The organism is Paenibacillus sp. SRL342 (genome assembly GCF_984798905.1).
On the sequence record NZ_OZ481790.1, the window covers coordinates 2,185,268 to 2,203,514 of the forward strand.

At 45.2% G+C, this 18,247-nt stretch carries 10 protein-coding genes and 1 tRNA gene; 7 read left to right on the plus strand and 4 right to left on the minus strand.

Going from position 1 to position 18,247, the window contains the following annotated elements; all coding sequences use genetic code 11:
* The first annotated feature begins 101 nt into the window (after window positions 1-101).
* The 3 genes from AC4E8D_RS10145 to AC4E8D_RS10155 are packed head-to-tail and all read left to right on the plus strand — an operon-like array spanning window position 102 to window position 2,041.
* Entirely contained in the window at window positions 102-875 is a 774-nt protein-coding gene (locus AC4E8D_RS10145) for a manganese efflux pump (RefSeq protein ID WP_405131930.1), read from the plus strand.
* A gap of 9 nt (window positions 876-884) precedes the next feature.
* Complete coding sequence (coaE, locus tag AC4E8D_RS10150) at window positions 885-1,481, plus strand: dephospho-CoA kinase (protein ID WP_339307715.1); 597 nt, start codon at window positions 885-887, stop codon at window positions 1,479-1,481.
* Window positions 1,478-2,041 carry a lytic transglycosylase domain-containing protein gene (locus AC4E8D_RS10155; RefSeq protein ID WP_036609809.1) on the plus strand — a complete coding sequence of 188 codons (564 nt, stop codon included), beginning with the start codon at window positions 1,478-1,480 and terminating at the stop codon, window positions 2,039-2,041. Before coaE ends, AC4E8D_RS10155 begins: the two co-directional genes overlap by 4 nt.
* A gap of 82 nt (window positions 2,042-2,123) precedes the next feature.
* Here the strand turns inward: AC4E8D_RS10155 and AC4E8D_RS10160 are convergent, their stop codons facing one another.
* Window positions 2,124-2,345: an alpha/beta-type small acid-soluble spore protein gene (locus AC4E8D_RS10160; RefSeq protein WP_017689472.1), complete on the minus strand. Its 222-nt coding sequence runs from the start codon at window positions 2,343-2,345 to the stop codon at window positions 2,124-2,126.
* Window positions 2,346-2,461: 116 nt separating this feature from the next.
* On the opposite strand from AC4E8D_RS10160, the gene nrdR reads away from it, so the two are divergent.
* Together nrdR and AC4E8D_RS10170 are read left to right on the plus strand one after the other, a co-directional pair.
* Window positions 2,462-2,929 (plus strand): transcriptional regulator NrdR, encoded by a 468-nt coding sequence (nrdR, locus tag AC4E8D_RS10165; protein ID WP_036609807.1) that lies wholly within the window; start codon window positions 2,462-2,464, stop codon window positions 2,927-2,929.
* A 184-nt stretch (window positions 2,930-3,113) separates the two neighbouring features.
* Window positions 3,114-3,186: transfer RNA gene (locus AC4E8D_RS10170), tRNA-Ala, on the plus strand.
* A 235-nt stretch (window positions 3,187-3,421) separates the two neighbouring features.
* Here AC4E8D_RS10170 and AC4E8D_RS10175 read toward each other — a convergent pair.
* The gene (locus AC4E8D_RS10175) at window positions 3,422-7,042 is read right to left on the minus strand and encodes an S-layer homology domain-containing protein (RefSeq protein ID WP_490206194.1); all 3,621 of its coding nucleotides are present in this window, start codon (window positions 7,040-7,042) and stop codon (window positions 3,422-3,424) included.
* A 417-nt stretch (window positions 7,043-7,459) separates the two neighbouring features.
* On the opposite strand from AC4E8D_RS10175, the gene AC4E8D_RS10180 reads away from it, so the two are divergent.
* On the plus strand, window positions 7,460-15,484 hold the full coding sequence (locus tag AC4E8D_RS10180) for an immunoglobulin-like domain-containing protein (RefSeq protein WP_490206195.1): 8,025 nt from the start codon (window positions 7,460-7,462) through the stop codon (window positions 15,482-15,484).
* A 77-nt stretch (window positions 15,485-15,561) separates the two neighbouring features.
* Here AC4E8D_RS10180 and AC4E8D_RS10185 read toward each other — a convergent pair whose 3' ends face one another.
* On the minus strand, window positions 15,562-16,500 hold the full coding sequence (locus tag AC4E8D_RS10185; RefSeq protein ID WP_339307721.1) for an FAD:protein FMN transferase: 939 nt from the start codon (window positions 16,498-16,500) through the stop codon (window positions 15,562-15,564).
* 9 nt (window positions 16,501-16,509) lie between these two features.
* Window positions 16,510-17,439 carry a LysR substrate-binding domain-containing protein gene (locus AC4E8D_RS10190; protein WP_339307723.1) on the minus strand — a complete coding sequence of 310 codons (930 nt, stop codon included), beginning with the start codon at window positions 17,437-17,439 and terminating at the stop codon, window positions 16,510-16,512.
* A gap of 180 nt (window positions 17,440-17,619) precedes the next feature.
* Here AC4E8D_RS10190 and AC4E8D_RS10195 point away from each other — a divergent pair, with 180 nt between their 5' ends.
* Window positions 17,620-18,234: an NADPH-dependent FMN reductase gene (locus AC4E8D_RS10195; RefSeq protein ID WP_339307725.1), complete on the plus strand. Its 615-nt coding sequence runs from the start codon at window positions 17,620-17,622 to the stop codon at window positions 18,232-18,234.
* Window positions 18,235-18,247 lie beyond the last annotated feature (13 nt).

The window sequence follows — 18,247 nt, forward strand, 5'->3', positions numbered from 1 at the left end:
GGATTCCTCCCTCCATATACTGATATGGCAGAAATAAGCGGGCGTATACCCATACTGGCATCTTCAGTTGGCACGAGTACCGCACAGAGGAGGAGTCCGGGGTGCTGCATCATTTTATTTCATTGCTGGCGCTTGCTTTGGCGCTTAGTTTAGATGGTTTTGGAGTCGGGATTACATATGGGTTACGGAGGACTAAGATTCCCCTGTTATCTATCGCTGTTATTTCGATCTGTTCGGGATTGGTTATTGCCTTGTCGATGCAAGTAGGTGTGTTGTTGTCCCATGTGGTGTCACCGGATATCGCTTCGATTGTGGGAGCCGTTATATTGATAGGTATTGGTGCATGGTCACTATTGCAACTTATTCGAAAGCAAGGCAAAGAACAGCAGGAAACAGACACTGGAACGAGTGGGGAAACAGAAGCAACGGTAACTGGGGTGGGAGAAGCACAAGAGAGACTGTCGGATTCAAAGGGCAGGAATCAGGTGCTCGCACTGGATCTGGAGCAGTCGGCTTCAAGTGGATCACTGGAACGAATGGTATTTACACTGGAGCTGCGCAAGCTGGGCGTTGTCATTCAGATCCTTCGCAGTCCCTCCAAGGCGGATATGGATAACTCGGGAAGTATATCTGCCCAGGAAGCGATGTGGCTTGGTATTGCCTTGTCTCTGGATGCGTTTGGGGCAGGATTGGGAGCGGCACTTCTAGGATTCCCTACACTGTGGACGGCACTCATTATTGCGCTGTTTAGTGGAGCGTTTCTGTCACTCGGCATGAAGGTTGGCCTACGATTCTCAGCTCTGCGCTGGATGCGAAGACTGTCTGTATTGCCAGCGCTAATGTTAATGATTATGGGAATAATGAAGCTGTTATGAGGTGAAACGATGAATATAGGCTTAACCGGCGGGATCGCGACAGGCAAAAGCAGTGTTTCCGCCTATCTCGCCAGTAAGGGAGCGTTGCTCATCGATGCAGACGTTATTGCCCGGGAAGTTATGATGCCCGGGCATCCCGTGTTGGCCGCCGCTGTTAAGCGGTTTGGACAAGCCATACTGAACGAAGATGGAACACTGGATCGGAAAAAGCTTGGAAGTATTGTTTTTCAACAACCAGAGGAACGAAAGGCATTGGAGGCGATCACACATCCGGCGATCCGAAGAGAGATGCGTGAACGGGCTGCTGCATACGCGTTGCAGTATCCGGATAAACTTGTGGTATCTGATATTCCTTTGCTCTACGAATCAGGTCTGGAGGACGGTTTCGAGGAAGTCATGGTTGTATATGTCCCGAGATCGGTACAACGAGATCGCTTGATGAGTCGGGATGGAATGACTGCAGCACAGGCCGAGGCTCGAATGGATGTACAGATGGATATTGAGCGCAAAAAACAGCTGGCAGACATTGTCATCGATAACAGTGGCTTATGGTCTGCGACGGAGCAGCAAATTGACTCATATCTACGGCCTAAGGGTTTGTTATGAGAATATTGCGTAAGAAACGTGTACTGCTGTTGATGTTTGTGTCCTTTGTACTGGTGTTATTTCTGAATACAAACTGGATGGCATGGTTCTATCCCATACATTATAAGGAAGAGATCCGTGCCCAATCTCAGAGTTATGAGGTTGATCCGTTTCTGATTGCTTCCATTATCAAGGTGGAGACTAATTTTAAGACAAGCAAGGAATCCAAGCGAGGTGCCATTGGGCTCATGCAACTGATGCCGGACACGGCGAATTGGATACTGGAACAAGCCAAAATTCCCGACACTTCGCTGGAGGAATTGAAGCACGAGCCTGAACGAAATATTCAATTAGGCACATGGTATCTGCGGAATCTATCCGATCAATTCGATGGCAATGAAGCGGTCATGATCGCTGCCTATAATGCGGGTCCAGGCAAAGTGAACAGTTGGCTCAGAGATGGTGTGTGGGATGGCTCGTTCGATACGGTGAAAGATATTCCGTTTGGTGAGACGCGTCACTATGTACAAAGAGTCATTTACTATTATAATCAGTATGTAAAGATCTATAATACGTTCTAAGTATATAAGTAGAAGCACAGAGCAGGCCGGTTATTCACCGGCCGCTCCATGCTCCTCTGTGTAGCGTATTACGATGCAGATATTATTGGTATTGACCTGCCAATTGCTGTTCTGCAATTGTTACCAGACGCTTCGTGATGTATCCACCGATCGAACCGTTCTCGTAAGAAGTCATGTTACCTTGGTATCCGTCTTGTGGGATGCTGATTCCGAGTTCTTGAGCAACTTCATATTTCATTTGCTCGAGTGCTGCGGAAGCTTTAGTTACCACCAAGTTGTTGGAGTTACCATTGCTTTGTGCCATTGCTGTTCACCTCCTCGCGGGTTGGTAAAAGTATTATGTGTCGGCAATGCATTTTTCATTACAAAATCAAGACAGGGAATATGTGGTAAAAAGTAAAACGTGGGAAGTGATCTGAGTTGAAGTGTCCTTATTGCGGTTATATGGGTACCAAAGTGCTTGATTCGCGTCCGGCCAACGAAGCAAAATCGATTCGTCGTCGCCGTGAGTGTGAGCAGTGTGCCCGAAGATTTACAACGTTTGAGATGATTGAGGAGACTCCACTGATTGTCATTAAGAAAGATGGCAGCCGGGAAGAGTTCAGCCGGGACAAGATTCTCCGCGGGCTTATTCGTGCCTGTGAGAAACGTCCAGTCTCCGTAGAGACCCTGGAGATGATGGTATCTGAAGTAGAGAAATCTCTGCGTAATACAGCTGATGCTGAAGTGGAGAGTCGCCAGATTGGTGAGTTGTTGATGGAACAGTTGTTTCCAGTCGATGAAGTGGCGTATGTCCGTTTTGCGTCGGTATACCGCCAGTTCAAAGATATCAATATGTTCATGAAAGAACTGAAATCCCTGTTGTCCAAAGACGATCTGGAGGATTAGTGAAGTTGGTAAAGGGAGAAGAGCAGTCTGGAGTTCCAGTCCGTGTGTACCAGAGAAATCGGTTGTTCTTCTCCAATCACTTTGGATCTTAAAAAGTGATTGACAGCGAAAGCTGGATTTTATATGATATAGGAGTCGCCTGTGGAACGTAGCAGCGCTGGACAAGTTATCTACTTCATATCCTGGGGCCTTAGCTCAGCTGGGAGAGCGCATCGCTGGCAGCGATGAGGTCAGGGGTTCGATCCCCCTAGGCTCCATAATCAAGAATGCCATCACATTATTGTGATGGCATTTTTTTGTGGTGAAATAAATCAGAACATGCATTAATTAATTAGAATTTTTTGGACTTGGGGACGAATATTCTAGATGAAAAAATAGAGGGTTTAAAGTCCTGACTGTGGAGTTGTCAAAAAAAGTACAGTTTGAAAACAGGAGACCCTTCCGGCTGGATATTGTCCAACCGGAAGGGTCTGCATTTTTCTGTATACGCTTTCAGTTAGCCAGATATTCGACGAATCTTACAAAGATCGTGGCTACTTCGGCGCGGGTGGCGGTGGCTTTGGGAGCAAAAAAGTTGTCCGGCTTGCCTAATACAATGCCGATGCCCCGTAGCGTCTGAACGGCCTCCAACGCCCAGGAGCTGATCTCACTCTCATCCGTGAAGGACTTAGAGTGGCTTTCAGGTAGCTCATAGCCCTTGTACTTCATGTAGTTGTACAGGATCACCAGCATCTGCTCGCGCGTCATCGGTGAATTGGGGTCAAACAGGTCTGCGTTTGTACCGTTGACTATGCCTTTTTCGGCCGCCCACTCGGCTGCCGCCGTGTACCACTGTCCGTTCGTCACGTCGCTAAAGCGGGAACCCGTGTAGCTGGAGAGGTTTACGTCCTCAAGATTGGCCAGTACCTGCACGAACATTGCACGCGTCATTGCGCTTCCAGGTGAGAATGTTGTGGACGTCGTGCCGTTGAAAAGATTGTATGTGTAGGCGAAATTTATATCGTTGTAGAACCAGTCGTCCATATTGGCATCCCTGAAAGGATTGCCCGATAGCACGTGGAAGCCCAGTGGGGTGGCGTCATCAAACGCCAGCTCCGTAGCCTCACGGATGTTCAGCGACATGCCGTTGTCTAAGCCAACTCTTGCGCCGCTTGATCCTACCACAACCGTTCCGCCGCTCCGTATCTTCGATCCGTCGTGGATATGCACCTGGTTGCCGTTTGGCAGGTTCACATGCGCTTCTTTGCCGCCTACTGTAACCGTACCGTCGCTCGCGATCGTCGAGCCGCCCGAAATGGTCACTGTGCTGTTGCCGCCGGGTAGTGTCACTTCGGCGCTCTTGTCTGCTGGAATGGTTACCTTACCGTTTGAGTCTATCGTTGTGCCTTCGGGTACTTTAATCTTCGTCCCGCCTTTGGTCGTAAGCTCGCCGCCTCCGGGGAGGGTGGTGTTGCCGTTTTTGTCTGTGACCGCGGGCTTATCCTTCGGTGTATTCACTGTGTAGGCCAACTTCGATGTTCCAGCGTCTGTCCCGGTGCCCGTATTGTCGGTGTTGCCCGTATTACCGATGTTGCCGGTATTTCCGGTGTTGCCCGTATTGCCGCCAGAATCAGGCACAGTGGGAGTCGTCGTCTTCATCGGCATGGCCGTCACACTGATCTCCGCGCCGTCGCCCTTCGCGTTCATCGCGATGATGGTGAAGTTGTAGCCTTGGCCGTTTGTCAGGTTCTTAAAGGTATATTTGGTCTCCGTCGCATCCAGTGTGACCGGCGTCACGTTGCCATACCATACCTTGTAGCCCAAGATCGCACTGCCACCGTCGTCAGCAGGGGCGGTCCAGCTTAATGTGACCTGTCCGTCACCGGCTGTCGCCTTGAAGCCGTTCGGAGCACCGGGGACGACCGGTTTTCTCTGCGCGAACATCCAATCAAAGACATCTGTGTAGTCATTGTTCCAAACCGGCAAGTTAGAGGACTGCGCCGTGGGAGCTATGCTCCAATTCCCCATAGTTATCTGGTTGTAAAGAACCGCCGCTTCAACTTCGTGCGCTATGTAATCAGCCAGAACAGGTGTGTTGGCTGGATTCGGCCTCAGATTTGGCTGATCAAATTGATTGTAGGGCCACGTAAGGACCTCATTACTCTCAAAGCGCGAAGCCCTCGCGTTGATCATTTTTGGCATATTGTTATTGATGAAGTTATTGAGGTTAGTCTGGTAGCCTGCAACGTTATGAGCATTTACAAACATCCAATAGGCCAGATTGTTGTGAGCGTCGTTGTCCTTAGCATTCGGTGAACCGCTTACCGGGGCCATAGGTGCGGCGGCGGCGAAGAAGCCAGGATGGCTGTTAACTAAGTTGTTTGTATACTGGCCGCCCCATGAGAAGCCCGCCGCGTAAACACGATTAGGGTCTACTTCGCCGCTGGCAATCAGGGCGTTTATGACCTTCTTAACATTCTCTGTTGAGGGAACAGATACGCCATTATAGGAAATATTCAGTACATGGCTGGCGTACTTGTCAGGATTTTTCTCCATTTTTTTCATTAGAGCGACCGAGCCGTTGGCGGATTTCATGGCCGCTTTTTGGTCTATCGCAGCGTTTGTGCCGCCGCGTGACATACCATGTGTATAAACATACAGCGGCAATCCTTTCATCACGTTACCGTCTTCACCCTTGTGAAGGTAGAGCGAGCGATTGACCGAATTGTCCGTGAATGTTGTAAACTTGTCAAGGATCGGATTCACAACTTTTTCCTGTTCAAAAACCACGTTGCGAAGTGGACTCCCTTCTGTCAGTACAATCTCTCCGTTTGGGACGATGTTGTAAACCTGCTTTGTTGAGTTACTGCTGCCATCCAGCGTTGTTTTGCCGCCGCTCGCTGAATAAAACTCAGACTCAACTACGATGTAACGGCCGCTTGCCAGTCCGTCCTGATAATCCGGTGAATTGCTTACCGGCCCCAGATAGCCGCGTACCTTCGGTTCGTCATTAGCGTATACCCTTGTGATCTTGCGCGTTCCTTCAAAGGTCACCGCTTCGCCGTTCAGGGTTGTGTTCCTGGCTGACAAGGTAAACAAGTCCGGATTAAGCTCGGAGCCTAACGCTGCCTTCCCCTGGCCTAAGTCGATGATGACAGCCGTTGTGTACTCGCCACTGGCGAAGTTGTCATTCCATACGATAAAGGGAAGTATCCCCGCGTCCGGATCGTTCTTGAATGTCACATGAATGGTATGGTTAGTCTCAATATTCGAAAAGGTATAAGTGCCAGCAGATAGAGTCACGGTCTCGCCGTCTACCGTTACGGTATCCACCATTTTGCCGGAATCGGGGGTAAACGTAAATTCTTTGTTAGCGTCCCGATCTACTCTCAGAACATCGCCGGGTGGGTTCGGCGTTATTCGGCCGCCCGGTCCCGCAGTGGCAGTGATTGAGAATCTAGTGTCCACTTCATTGGCTGAAGAGAGCTGCAGGCTGTCTGTAAAAGAAGCAGCGCTGGTGTAAGCCGCGTCTGGATCTCCGAAACTGGAAACGACTTCATAGCGGTCACCGCCTTTTTCCGTCGAGTTATTAATATAAACCTCAAAGGTAAGCTTGCCCTCCTCCAAGGTCAAGGTTCTTTTGGGTATTCTCATCTCCACGATATATCCTGTTTCCGTGATCTGGGTCCATGCAGCTCTGCCCGGAGCGGCCTGCCCTGAGAACACACCCGTCGCGCTGACGCGCCATTGGTTTGAGCCTCCAGTTCCGGTACCGACATAAAATTCCAGGCTGTCGTATTGGTGATCTCCGCCAGCTCCCAGATATAGATTACTGTCATTCACAACTACTCGGGCATATAGGTAGTCATGGTCCCAAAGGATTCTGGCTGTGCCCGTGGCATGGGGTCTGGGATCGGCGGGCACAGTGCTTTTGTTGATGTGATGCTCCATGGTCTGGCTCCAGAGTGGGTCGTTTGACCCGAGTTCGGGAGTTCCAAAAATGGCGGTGGGTGTTTCATTCGCTACTGTGTTCTCGATGTTGTCAGTGGCGGCGGCATAGCTGGTAGGCATTAGCGACGCCACCATTACCAAGCAACAGAGGAAGGCGAGCATTCTGCTAAATCGTTTTGGCATAAATGAAAATCCTCCTTATTTTTCGATGCGGTGCGCCCATGGCTTACCGCATCGTATTCGGACACGTTGTTCATATGACAAGCGCCCAACTATATATATTATGTTTATCAGGCGTTCAATCCTTTAATTTACCCATAGAGTATATTTAGAATGAAAACGATTACTTCCAAGTATAGGGATAGTGTTGAAGTTTGCGTGAATTGCAATAAAAAAATCCACCTTATTAACAAGATACTACATTGAATTGGAAGTGTTGAAGACGTAATATGAGAAGAAATGTAAGCGCATTCTTTTTTAAGCCGTATCTCTATTTCCTTTAGCGAGGGGGTCTGGTTTTAAAGGTGAGAGATATGGGTTGTATGCTTCTGAAAATTAATCGAAGGGAAGAATGCTATGCGGAAGCAAATTACAATCCTAATGTTAGTTTTACTTATGACCTTCAGTAACTGGTTTAATCTTGTTCTGCCATTTAGCAATCAAGCTTCAGCGGACAAAATAACACCAACGATGTTGGCACATTATCCATTGCTTGAGGATGTACAGGATATATCAGGTAATGAAAAGCATGGAACGGCCGTAGGAGACATTACGTACACCGATGGTCTCACTCTGCCTGGGGGAACAGATAGTAATACAAACTACGTTCAGCTTCCTACTGGTTTGTTTGATAATCAAGAAAATACAACGATATCTGTATGGATCAAGAGCAACACTGGGAGTGGGAACTACTCAGCATTATTCTACGGTACTCCAGCAGCTGGCAATAACTTGCCAACGAATTACTGGATGTTTAATCCATCGAATCCAAGTGGTGATTTTAAGTCAGTATTTACGAATAACAATAATGTTGACCAGCCTTGGTCGACTGAGGTAGGGGTATCAGGCCCTTCTACGTCACCGCACGAAGGTCAATGGGTTCACTATACGACGGTCATTACAGAACGCTCTATTACAGGTTATATCAACGGTGTTCATATAGGCACGACCGCCAAAGAGAAAACAACAGCAAGTTTTGGTACTGATTTGCAGGCTTACATCGGACGCTCCAATTATTTAGGGGATGCTACTTTTGCGGGCAACTTTCAAGATTTAAGAATTTACGGAGAGGCACTAAATAATGAAGATATCGCTGTAGTATATGAACAATCGTTTAATGAAAAGCAAGTACAACAAGGCAAAATAGAGCTAACGTTAGGAGACATATCGGCAGTTACAGAATCTCTTGAACTGCCTACTCAAGATAAGAATGGCGCAATGATATCATGGACTCCTAGTGATGAGAGTGCGATTAGTCCAACTGGGGAAGTGTTCTTACGAGAAATGGAGCAACAAGTGACGTTAACTGCAACCATTTCTTTGGGTGGAAGCCAGGCAACGAAGGAGTTCATGGTTACCTTACTACCTAAGGATGACTCTGTTGAGCAGATTGCCGTTAAGAATGTCTTGCTTAATGAACCTACAATTATTTTATCAGTGGGGGACAGCGAGACATTAGTGGCTTCGATTTCACCTTCAAATGCAACGAATAAAAGAGTTATCTGGACATCTAGTGACTCCAGTGTAGCGATTGTCAATTCAACGGGTAAAGTTACAGCTGTTAGTGGAGGTACAGCCACAATGACGGTACAGACTGAAGATGGAGAGTTTACAGCTACATCAGCCGTTACCGTTAAGGGAAAATCGCTAAAAGATGATCTTATTCTTCATTACAACATGAAGACGACTGAAGAAGTAGACGGTCAACTCGTACTGAAGGATGTTGCCAATAAGGCAGTTACATTTGACGGAATATTTAGAAATCCAAACAATGGACAATTCATTTCAAACAGTGAGGTTGGCTTTGTCTCCTTCAATGGTGGAAGCTCTACATCTAATAGTGGGCATGTTGAGATTCCTAAGGGCTCAAATGGACTAGATCTACTACACGGTCTGAATGAGATTACAGTATCTTCAATCGTGAACTGGACGAATGATGGGACGAATCGCTGGATCTTCGGTTTGGGTACTGTATTAACTCCAGAAACGAACAAATATTTCTTCGTAACACCACGTCACGGTAGTGGATCAGGTAATATGATTGCGACAGGTATCTCTAAAAATGGCTGGCCGAACGAAGCGTTAGTTACAGGTAGCGCAAACTCAAACCTTATCGGTGGGCAGTGGAAGCATGTAACGGTGTCCTTGTCCGAAGCTAGCAATAGGATAACGTTATTCGTGGATGGAGTTAAGGTTGCTTCGGGTAATGCAAAGGGACTAAAGCTGTCAGAAATTATTAATCCGGATGCTACTTTCTCTGGCTTTATCGGTAAATCAATCTTCTCAAACGATCCATACCTTCAAGGTAGCGTAGCTGATTTTCGAGTATATGATCGCGCGTTGACAGAGCAAGAAGTAGGCGAGTTATATCAACAAGAAGGAGCAACACACATCTCAAAAATACGTCAGCTCACTGTGGATGATGCAGCAAATCAACTTAACATCAGTAGTTTCTTAGGTGAAGGCGATAAAAGCACCGATAAGATAACGAGAAACGTTACATTACCAACAAGCGGTAAAAACGGCGTGAGCATTACTTGGAGTTCTAGTCATCCTACTGTCATTTCTAACCATGGCACTGTACAACGTCCAGCTGTTCAAGCAGGTAATGTTCAGGCAGAGCTTACGGCTACTTTAACGTATCAAGGCGTATCAACTACAGCTGTATTCCCTGTTACAATCTTGAAGCAATTCGATGATCAGCAGAAGGTTGATCTGGACGCTGAACAAATAGAGATCTACAATGCTGACAACATTAAAGGTAACTTACATCTTGTTGCTACAGGTGAACAAGGCTCCACAATTACATGGTTATCTAGCAGACCGGCAGTTGTTAAAGGAACGACTGAAGCGGCTGGTAATGCTAAACAGCTAGGTTGGGTAAGCCGTCAAGCTACGGATACGCCCGTTACGTTAATAGCTACAATTACGAATGGTGCAGCTTCTAAACAGCTTACGTTTAACGTTACGATTAAACAAGCAGCTGCGCCAGTACAGCATGATGCTTACTTCTTTGCATACTTTACAGGTGAATATGAGGGTGGTGAAGAGATATCCTTCGCTACAGCTGAAGATCCATTGTTCTGGAAAGGGCTGAATAATGGTAAGTCGATCCTTCAATCTGATATGGGTGAAAAAGGACTTCGTGATCCATTCGTTATTCGGTCACCACAAGGTGATAAATTCTATATGCTGGCAACCGATTTGAAAATGGGCGAAAGTACAAATTTCGACCAAGCTCAAATTACGGGTAGTCATTACATGATGATTTGGGAGTCGGAGGATCTCGTTGATTGGAGCGAGCAGCGTATGATCGAGGTTGCTCCTAAGACTGGAGGAAATACGTGGGCACCAGAAGCGATCTATGATCCAGTAACTGGAGAGTATATCGTATTTTGGGCATCATCGATGAAAAACACAGAGACATACGGTGATTATAACGGAAGACCTGCAGGTCAGTACAATGTGATGTACTACGCAACAACAAGAGACTTCTACAACTTCTCTGAGCCAAAGGTCATGATTGATGAGTCACTTCCGACCATTGATACAACGTTTATTGAGCATAATGATATGTTGTACCGATTCACCAAATCAGAAGTAAATACTAAAGTGTATGTGGAGAAAGCACCAACTTTTTACTATGACAAGGACGGTATTGCAGCAAACGGCCTTCAATACGACGCTGTTCCGGGTACACGTGATAATAAACTTGGCTTGATCGGAAATAATGGCAACAACGAAGGGCAAACGATTTTTAAGGATAATAATAAAGACCAATGGTATCTGTTCCTTGATTCATGGCCATATCATGTCCGATATACAACAGATCTGGATAGTAGTATGCAATATATGAACAATGTACTAAGTAGTGATAAATATGCACTTCCGCCAGGACCACGACACGGAACCGTAATTCCAATCTCACGTGCAGAGTATGATGCTTTGCAAGAGAAGTATGCCTGGAAAGGTCCAGCACCATCAACAGACCCGGTTGTACATTACTCATTCGATGCAAATACAGTGAATGGTACAACGGTGAATGACATTTCTGGCAATGGTCATCACGCAACACTAGTAGGTGGAGCAACGATTAATGAAGAGGATCGTATCGGTAAAACGGGTGGTGCACTAGAGCTTAATGGATCAACAGGATATGTGAAGCTGCCAGATAACTTGATTCAATCCTTGAATCTTGAGAAGGCTACGTTCTCTACATGGGTTCAAATGGACAGAAATCAAGCAAATCAAAGAATATTTGATTTTGCTTCCGACACAGGCAGACAGGTTAACCGCAACACCATGTACTTGAGCACACAAGGTGATACAGGTAGTCTAGAGTTCGCTGTCGTAACCCCTTTTACAGAGAAATTTAGCAATGACAGCACGCGACTGGGATCAGAATATAAATATGCGGTGAGAAATTCTGGACTATTACCAACGAAGACTTGGCAGCATGTTGCAATTACAATGGATGAATTTGATGCAGTATTGTATGTGAATGGTCAAGAGGTTAAACGTAGCTCGACATTTAACGTTGAGCCGAGAATGTTACTGGAAACAACGATGAATTATATTGGTAAATCGAGAAACAGCTCTCATAGTTTATTTAATGGTAAATTTGATGATTTCCGTATTTATAATCGTGCATTATCCGTTGAAGAGATTGCAACATTAGCTGATGAAGACGTTACTCCTCCAGTAGAGCAGCCATCTGGGGCAGAGCTCATTCTTCACTACGATATGAATGATATCGATGGTGCGACGGTTATTGACCAAACAGGAAACTTCAATGGAAAATGGATGAATCCGTCTAAAGCAGAATGGATTCGTACACAAGATGCTGGTGTACTAAGCTATACTGGTGGCACAACTAACTCTTATGTAGAACTGCCACAAGGAGTTCTCGATGGTTTAACGGATATGACTGTTTCATCCATTGTGAACTGGAGCGGTAAAAACGCTGCGGAGTGGTTATATGCATTAGGAAGACCAAATAATAATACACACTATACGTATTTCACACCACGTTATAACGCTAACGGTCTGGCTCGCCTAGGTATCGCGACGAATGCTTGGAACAATGAGTCTTCAACTTCTACCACAGGCTTAAAGAATAATGAATGGAAAGTCGTTACGACTGTTGTTTCAGGCACGGATGGTACACTAACGCTTTATATTGATGGTGTTGCTGTTGCATCAGGCTCAACGAATGGAATGACACTAGAACAAATAAAAAATACTTCAGGCAGTAGTGGATCCATCGGTAAGTCATTCTATACAGCTGATCCTTACTTCGGCGGTTTGATTGCAGACTTCCAAATCTATGATGGTGCTATGACTGCGGCAGATATTACATCACTTAAGGCCCATGCAGATCAGAAGATTGCTTTAATGGAGGGCATGCTTGTATCGGCTGCGACAGAGAAATTAACGATTCATGATCTTCTTGCTTCTAATGCATCAAAAGATGCGATTATAAGCAATGTAACATTGCCAACATCAGGTGTTTATGGCACAACAATAAGCTGGACTTCAGATAAGGGGAATGTCATCTCAACTACAGGTGCCGTAACCAGACCAGCTAACGCAACAGGTGATCAAGTTGTAACGTTAACAGCAGTATTTACAGATGGTACAGAGACAGTTAACAAAACTTTTCAGTTGACGGTTAAGGCATTGCCAAACGATGTCACTTCTGTAGATGAAGCAAAAGCAGCACTAGTCGTTCATAACATTAATGATGTAAGAGGTCATATCGCACTACCAACATCTGGTCTATATGGAACAACGATTACTTGGGCTTCTGCACAACCAAAAGTCGTTTCAGTTACTGGAGAAGTAAAACGTCCGGTACACGGTAGTGGAAATGTAGATGTGAAGCTTACAGCTACGATTACATTAAATTCAGCATCCACTACGAAGGAATTTATTGCGAAGGTGAAGGAACTGCCTGCTGATGAAAAATATGCGGGATACTTTTTCACATATTTCACTGGAGAAGGTACTGCAACAGGTGAGCAAGTTTACTTTGCACTAAGTAACGGCAATGATCCGTTGAACTGGCGAGAATTGAATAATGGTAAACCTGTATTAACCTCTACCTTAGGGGAGAAGGGGGTACGTGATCCGTTCATTATTCGTTCGCCTGAAGGTGATAAGTTCTACATGATCGCTACCGATCTAAAAATTAACGGCAATGGTAACTGGGGTAGAGCACAGACATGGGGCAGTCGTTCCATTATGGTTTGGGAATCGAATGATCTAGTCAACTGGACAGATCAACGCATGGTAGAGGTTGCACCGGAAGAAGCGGGTAATACATGGGCACCAGAAATTATGTACGACAACACAACAGGTGAATATATTGTATTTTGGGCATCAAGAATGTTTGATGATGCATCCCATACAGGTGATGCTTATCAAAAAATGATGTATAGCAAGACAAGAGATTTCTATACGTTTACTGAACCGCAAGTATATTTGGATTATGGATATTCAATCATTGACACAACGATGATTGAGCATGAAGGAAAAGTGTATCGCTTTACGAAAGATGAGCAAAACAACGGAGCTTCTGCTCCATTTGGCAAGATGATCTTCCAAGAGGTGGGTGACTCGATCTTAGATCCAACCTTCAAGATGATTAATCAAGGCGTTGGTAACATCAAATGGGTTGAGGGTCCAACGATCTTCAAATCAAATACCGATAAAAAATGGTATTTATTCGTAGATGAGTTTGGTGGAAGAGGTTATGTTCCATTCGAGACAACAAATCTTGCATCAGGTGTCTGGACATTATCTTCTAACTACAACTTACCAGCCAGTCCGCGTCACGGAACGGTAATTCCAATTAGACAAAGTGAGTATGATGCACTCAACGGGAAGAACGTACCCGTTAGCGGAATTAGCTTGGACAAAACGACGTTGTCAATCGTAGAAGGTCAATCAGGGCAATTGACAGCTACGGTAGCACCAGCTAATGCAACGAAAAAAGCAGTAACATGGAGCTCTAGCGATACAGCTGTAGCGACTGTAAGTGCGACAGGTCAAGTAATAGCGGTGGCACCAGGAACAGCAAGGATTACAGTAACTACAGTGGATGGTGGTTTATCATCCAGCGCTACGGTAACGGTAACACCATCGATTGATGGAACACCACAAGCACCAAGCAGTGGTAATGGAAATGGTGGCGGTGACGGTAACATTCCTGCACCTACAGCACCACCAGCTCCAGGTGGAAGTGATCCAGTGGTACTGGACAATGGTCAAATACACATTAAGCCTGTCGTAAATGAGAGCGGTGCTTCTAAAGTGAAATTAAGTGCGGATACGGTGAAGCGTGCGCTTGATCAAACGACAGGCGGTAAGTTACACATGCAAGTTGAAGCTGATGCAAGCTTGAATGGGCTAACGATTGAGCTAGCAGTAGATGCGCGCTTAACAAGTGGATCTTCTACGGTAGATCACATCGAGATCAACACAGGCTCTGCAGTCGTAACCGTGGCAACCGAACTGCTTGGAACAGGAACAAGTGCGGGGAAAACGTTAGGATTGTCGATTAAGAAAATCGCAGCTAATCAATTGCCAGCTGGCGCACAAGCTCAGCTGAATGGTGAGGTCGTATACGATATTGAGCTAACGATTGATGGCAAGAAACTTACACAGTTTGATGGCAAAGATGATCTCGTGATTGAATTGCCATACACACTAAAGGCTAACGAAAAACCAAACAACGTCGTTGTATACGATGTGAAGGACAACGGAGAGCTAAGAGTGGTGACGAATGGTAAATACAATGCAGCGACAGGAAAAATAGAGTTCAAGCCAACGTATCTGAGCAAGTATACGGTAGCGTATGTTGCAACGAGCTTTAAGGATGTGAACCAAGACTGGGCGAAGGACGCGATCTCAGCATTGGGAGCAAGAGGCATTGTGAAGGGTGTAGGCGATGGAGAGTTTAATCCGAATGGTCAAGTGACAAGAGCAGAATTCATCACCATGCTGATGAAGTTGTTTGATCTATCGGATGAGAGCGCAACGACAAGCTTTAGTGATGTGAAGCAAGGAGCATGGTACCATGGAAATATCGCTACCGCGCAGAAGCTGGGGATTGTGAACGGGAAACCAAATGGACGATTCGGAGTTCATGAGAACATTACGCGAGAAGATATGGCGGTTATGGTATACAAGGCTGTCCAAATTAAGCAACTGGCGTTAGTAAGTGGTGAAGCTACAGCCTTCAAGGATGAAGCAAACATCGCAAGTTATGCGAAGCAAGCGGTAGAGGCAATACAGGGAGCAGGCATAATAAACGGTGTAGGTAACGATGAGTTTGCACCGAAGAAGAATGCTAGCCGTGCAGAAGCAGCAGTGATGATCTATAATTTGTTGGGTTTGATGTAGACACTTTAAGTATAAGGCAGTTACTATTGATTCACTCAGATAATAAAGTTGGGCGGAAGAACTTGTTCCGTCCACTTTTACCTAAATACGGGCTCAATTCTTCCTCTAAGATTATCTGTATAGGCCAGATTTCCATCCGTCGTGATTACGGCAGCCTCGATATCCTTCATTTTATTAACTTTATGAATAATGGAGACCGCATCTAACCCAAATAATTCTGTAGTATATATATCACAGTCGAGCGATCTATCCGCAATAATCGTTAAAGAAGCAATATTACTTTCGATGGGATAGCCTGTCCTGCTGTTAAATATATGATGGTACTGACCCCCTTTCTTCTCTAAAACTCTCTCGTATATTCCTGATGTAACGACGGATTGCTCCCGTATACTAACGAGTGCTGCTGCATTTCCTCTAGGTAAAAAGGGATTTTGGATTCCGACTTTCCAATGACTGGACCCGGTGGGAGAATCGCCATGAACCAGAACATTGCCGCCCATATCGACCATAGCTGATACAGCTCCGTTTTTCTTGAAAAATGCCATCACTTGATCGGCAAAATAACCTTTAGCAATCGCTCCAAGGTCGATTTCCATGCCCTTTTTGGATAAATGAACCGTTTGCTGCTCATCATCAAGCTGTATATGCTCTGGATTCAAGAGCTTCAGCACTGCTTTAATCTCGGTATCTTCCGGCACATGTGCCTCGCGGAAACCAATTCTCCACAGTTTGATCAAAGGCCCTATCGCAATATTTAAAAATGAATCTTTATTCAGGCTGTGTTCTTTGCCTATCTTAATAAGATCATACAGTTCCTTGTCTACTCTAAGCGGATGTGATGCGGCTTCTTTTTTTAACATGGCAAGCTGCGAGTGCTCACTGTTGGCACTAAACACTTGTTCATAATGGACGAGCATATTCACGGCTTCATCGGCAAGCTCTTCAGCATCTGTCCCCTCGATATAGAGGGATATGTTAGTTCCCATGAGTGGTACCGTTCTCGTAAAAGGTTTCATGATAGCCTCCTATATCGCACATTGTTGTCCGTGATTGAGAAAAGTATGGATGAGGTCATGATCCACGCTATTCAGCTTTTTTGCTTCATGATGGGCTATAAAATAATCCAGACTCATCTTCTCTACAGGGATTGGATAGATGTTGTATTCCGAAGGGCACTCCTTGATATGGATACTTTCAGGTACAAAGGTCAGACCTAAATTATGCGTTGCCAGCTTCAGTACCGTGTAGATTTCATTACTTTCCATAACGATATTAGGCTGTACCTTGTAGACACTGAGCAATTGATCAATCTGTTTTCGGATTGCCGAACCCTTGGACGTTAGAATAAGCTTTTGATTCAAAATGGTGCTGATCTCAATCGTGCCCTCCGGGATAACTGCAACATTCTCTTGATATAATTCGCAGCAACGCGGAATGATGGCCTGGTAACTGTGTCTGCCCCAGTTAAACGAGTTCAGGTTAGGGGAGATACTGCTTGAATTTTGCCCGATCCAGAAGTCCAACTCATTATTTTGGAGACGTTTCTCATTTTTTTCAGGTAAATCCTCGACAAGATTAATTTTATAAGCAGGATGAAGCTCCAGAAAATCTGGTAGAAAAAGGGGTGTTAAGTAAACACCAAGGCTTGGAAGAATGCCGATCCGTAACACTTTATTGTCGATATCCGATATATATGAGATTTCCCTAATAAGCTTGGCGTAGCTATGTTCGAGTGACGTTAAGTATTGATAATATATTTTCCCCTGCTCGGTTAATCGGTACGGAAGTTTGTTACGAGTGATTAGCTCACAGCCCAACTCAATTTCGATTTTCTTGATAACCTTTGTGAGGTAGGGCTGAGATATGTATAGAGATTGGGCAGCCCTGCTATAGTTACTGTATTTCAATAGGCTGTCAATGTAACACAAGATATCTTGAGATTCTAACTTAGACATGTTCCTCACCACTTGTGAAAAAAGTAACAAACTTTGAATTTGAGGTGATTATAACAAATTAGTTATCAAACTGCAATGAATAACTATTAGATCATTTGAGCTTTGATATGTTAGAGTTAGGCCGAAAGATTGAACCTGACAGTTACTAACATCATCTCGAATGACAGAGAGGGGATTACGATGAACTATTTAGCTATCGTGGGCACGAATTCGGATGTGTCAACGAACCGGACGCTACTTCAATTTATGCAAAAACATTTTGCTAGTGAAGCCCAGATTGACTTGTTTGAAATCAAGGATATGCCTGCCTTTATTGAAAAAGATGAATTAGAGGATGCTGAAGTTGATATTCCTGTGAAGGTACAAGACTTATTAGATCAAATCTCTAAAGCGAAAGGTGTCATTATCGCTACTCCTGAGTATGATCATGCGATTCCTGCCGTGTTGAAAAGTGCGCTGGAATGGATCAGTTATACCACTCAAACCCTGAAAGACAAGCCTGTTCTGATTGTGGGTGCTTCACATGGTGCACTCGGTTCTTCCAGGGCACAAGCGCATCTTAGACAAATCCTGGATTCGCCTGAGCTTGGTGCGAGAATGATGCCTAGCAGCGAGTTTCTTTTGGGAAAATCACAGAGTGCATTTGATAGCAATGGTAATCTCATTAACGCTGACAAAGTGGCGGAGCTTGCCGAAATCTTCAATGAGTTTGTTTTGTTTACGGAGATCACTACGGAACTGTTATCAAAAAGGACGTTGAAGAAAAAAACGAAAAAATTTTCCTGGCAAGAGTAGGGGGCTAATCACA

Coding starts and splice junctions, on each gene's coding strand:
- AC4E8D_RS10195 (WP_339307725.1), top strand. CDS start 17,620: ATGAACTATTTAGCTATCGTGGGCACGAATTCGGATGTGTCAACGAAC.
- AC4E8D_RS10180 (WP_490206195.1), top strand. CDS start 7,460: ATGTTAGTTTTACTTATGACCTTCAGTAACTGGTTTAATCTTGTTCTG.
- AC4E8D_RS10185 (WP_339307721.1), bottom strand. CDS start 16,500: ATGAAACCTTTTACGAGAACGGTACCACTCATGGGAACTAACATATCC.
- AC4E8D_RS10190 (WP_339307723.1), bottom strand. CDS start 17,439: ATGTCTAAGTTAGAATCTCAAGATATCTTGTGTTACATTGACAGCCTA.
- coaE (WP_339307715.1), top strand. CDS start 885: ATGAATATAGGCTTAACCGGCGGGATCGCGACAGGCAAAAGCAGTGTT.
- AC4E8D_RS10175 (WP_490206194.1), bottom strand. CDS start 7,042: ATGCCAAAACGATTTAGCAGAATGCTCGCCTTCCTCTGTTGCTTGGTA.
- AC4E8D_RS10155 (WP_036609809.1), top strand. CDS start 1,478: ATGAGAATATTGCGTAAGAAACGTGTACTGCTGTTGATGTTTGTGTCC.
- AC4E8D_RS10160 (WP_017689472.1), bottom strand. CDS start 2,345: ATGGCACAAAGCAATGGTAACTCCAACAACTTGGTGGTAACTAAAGCT.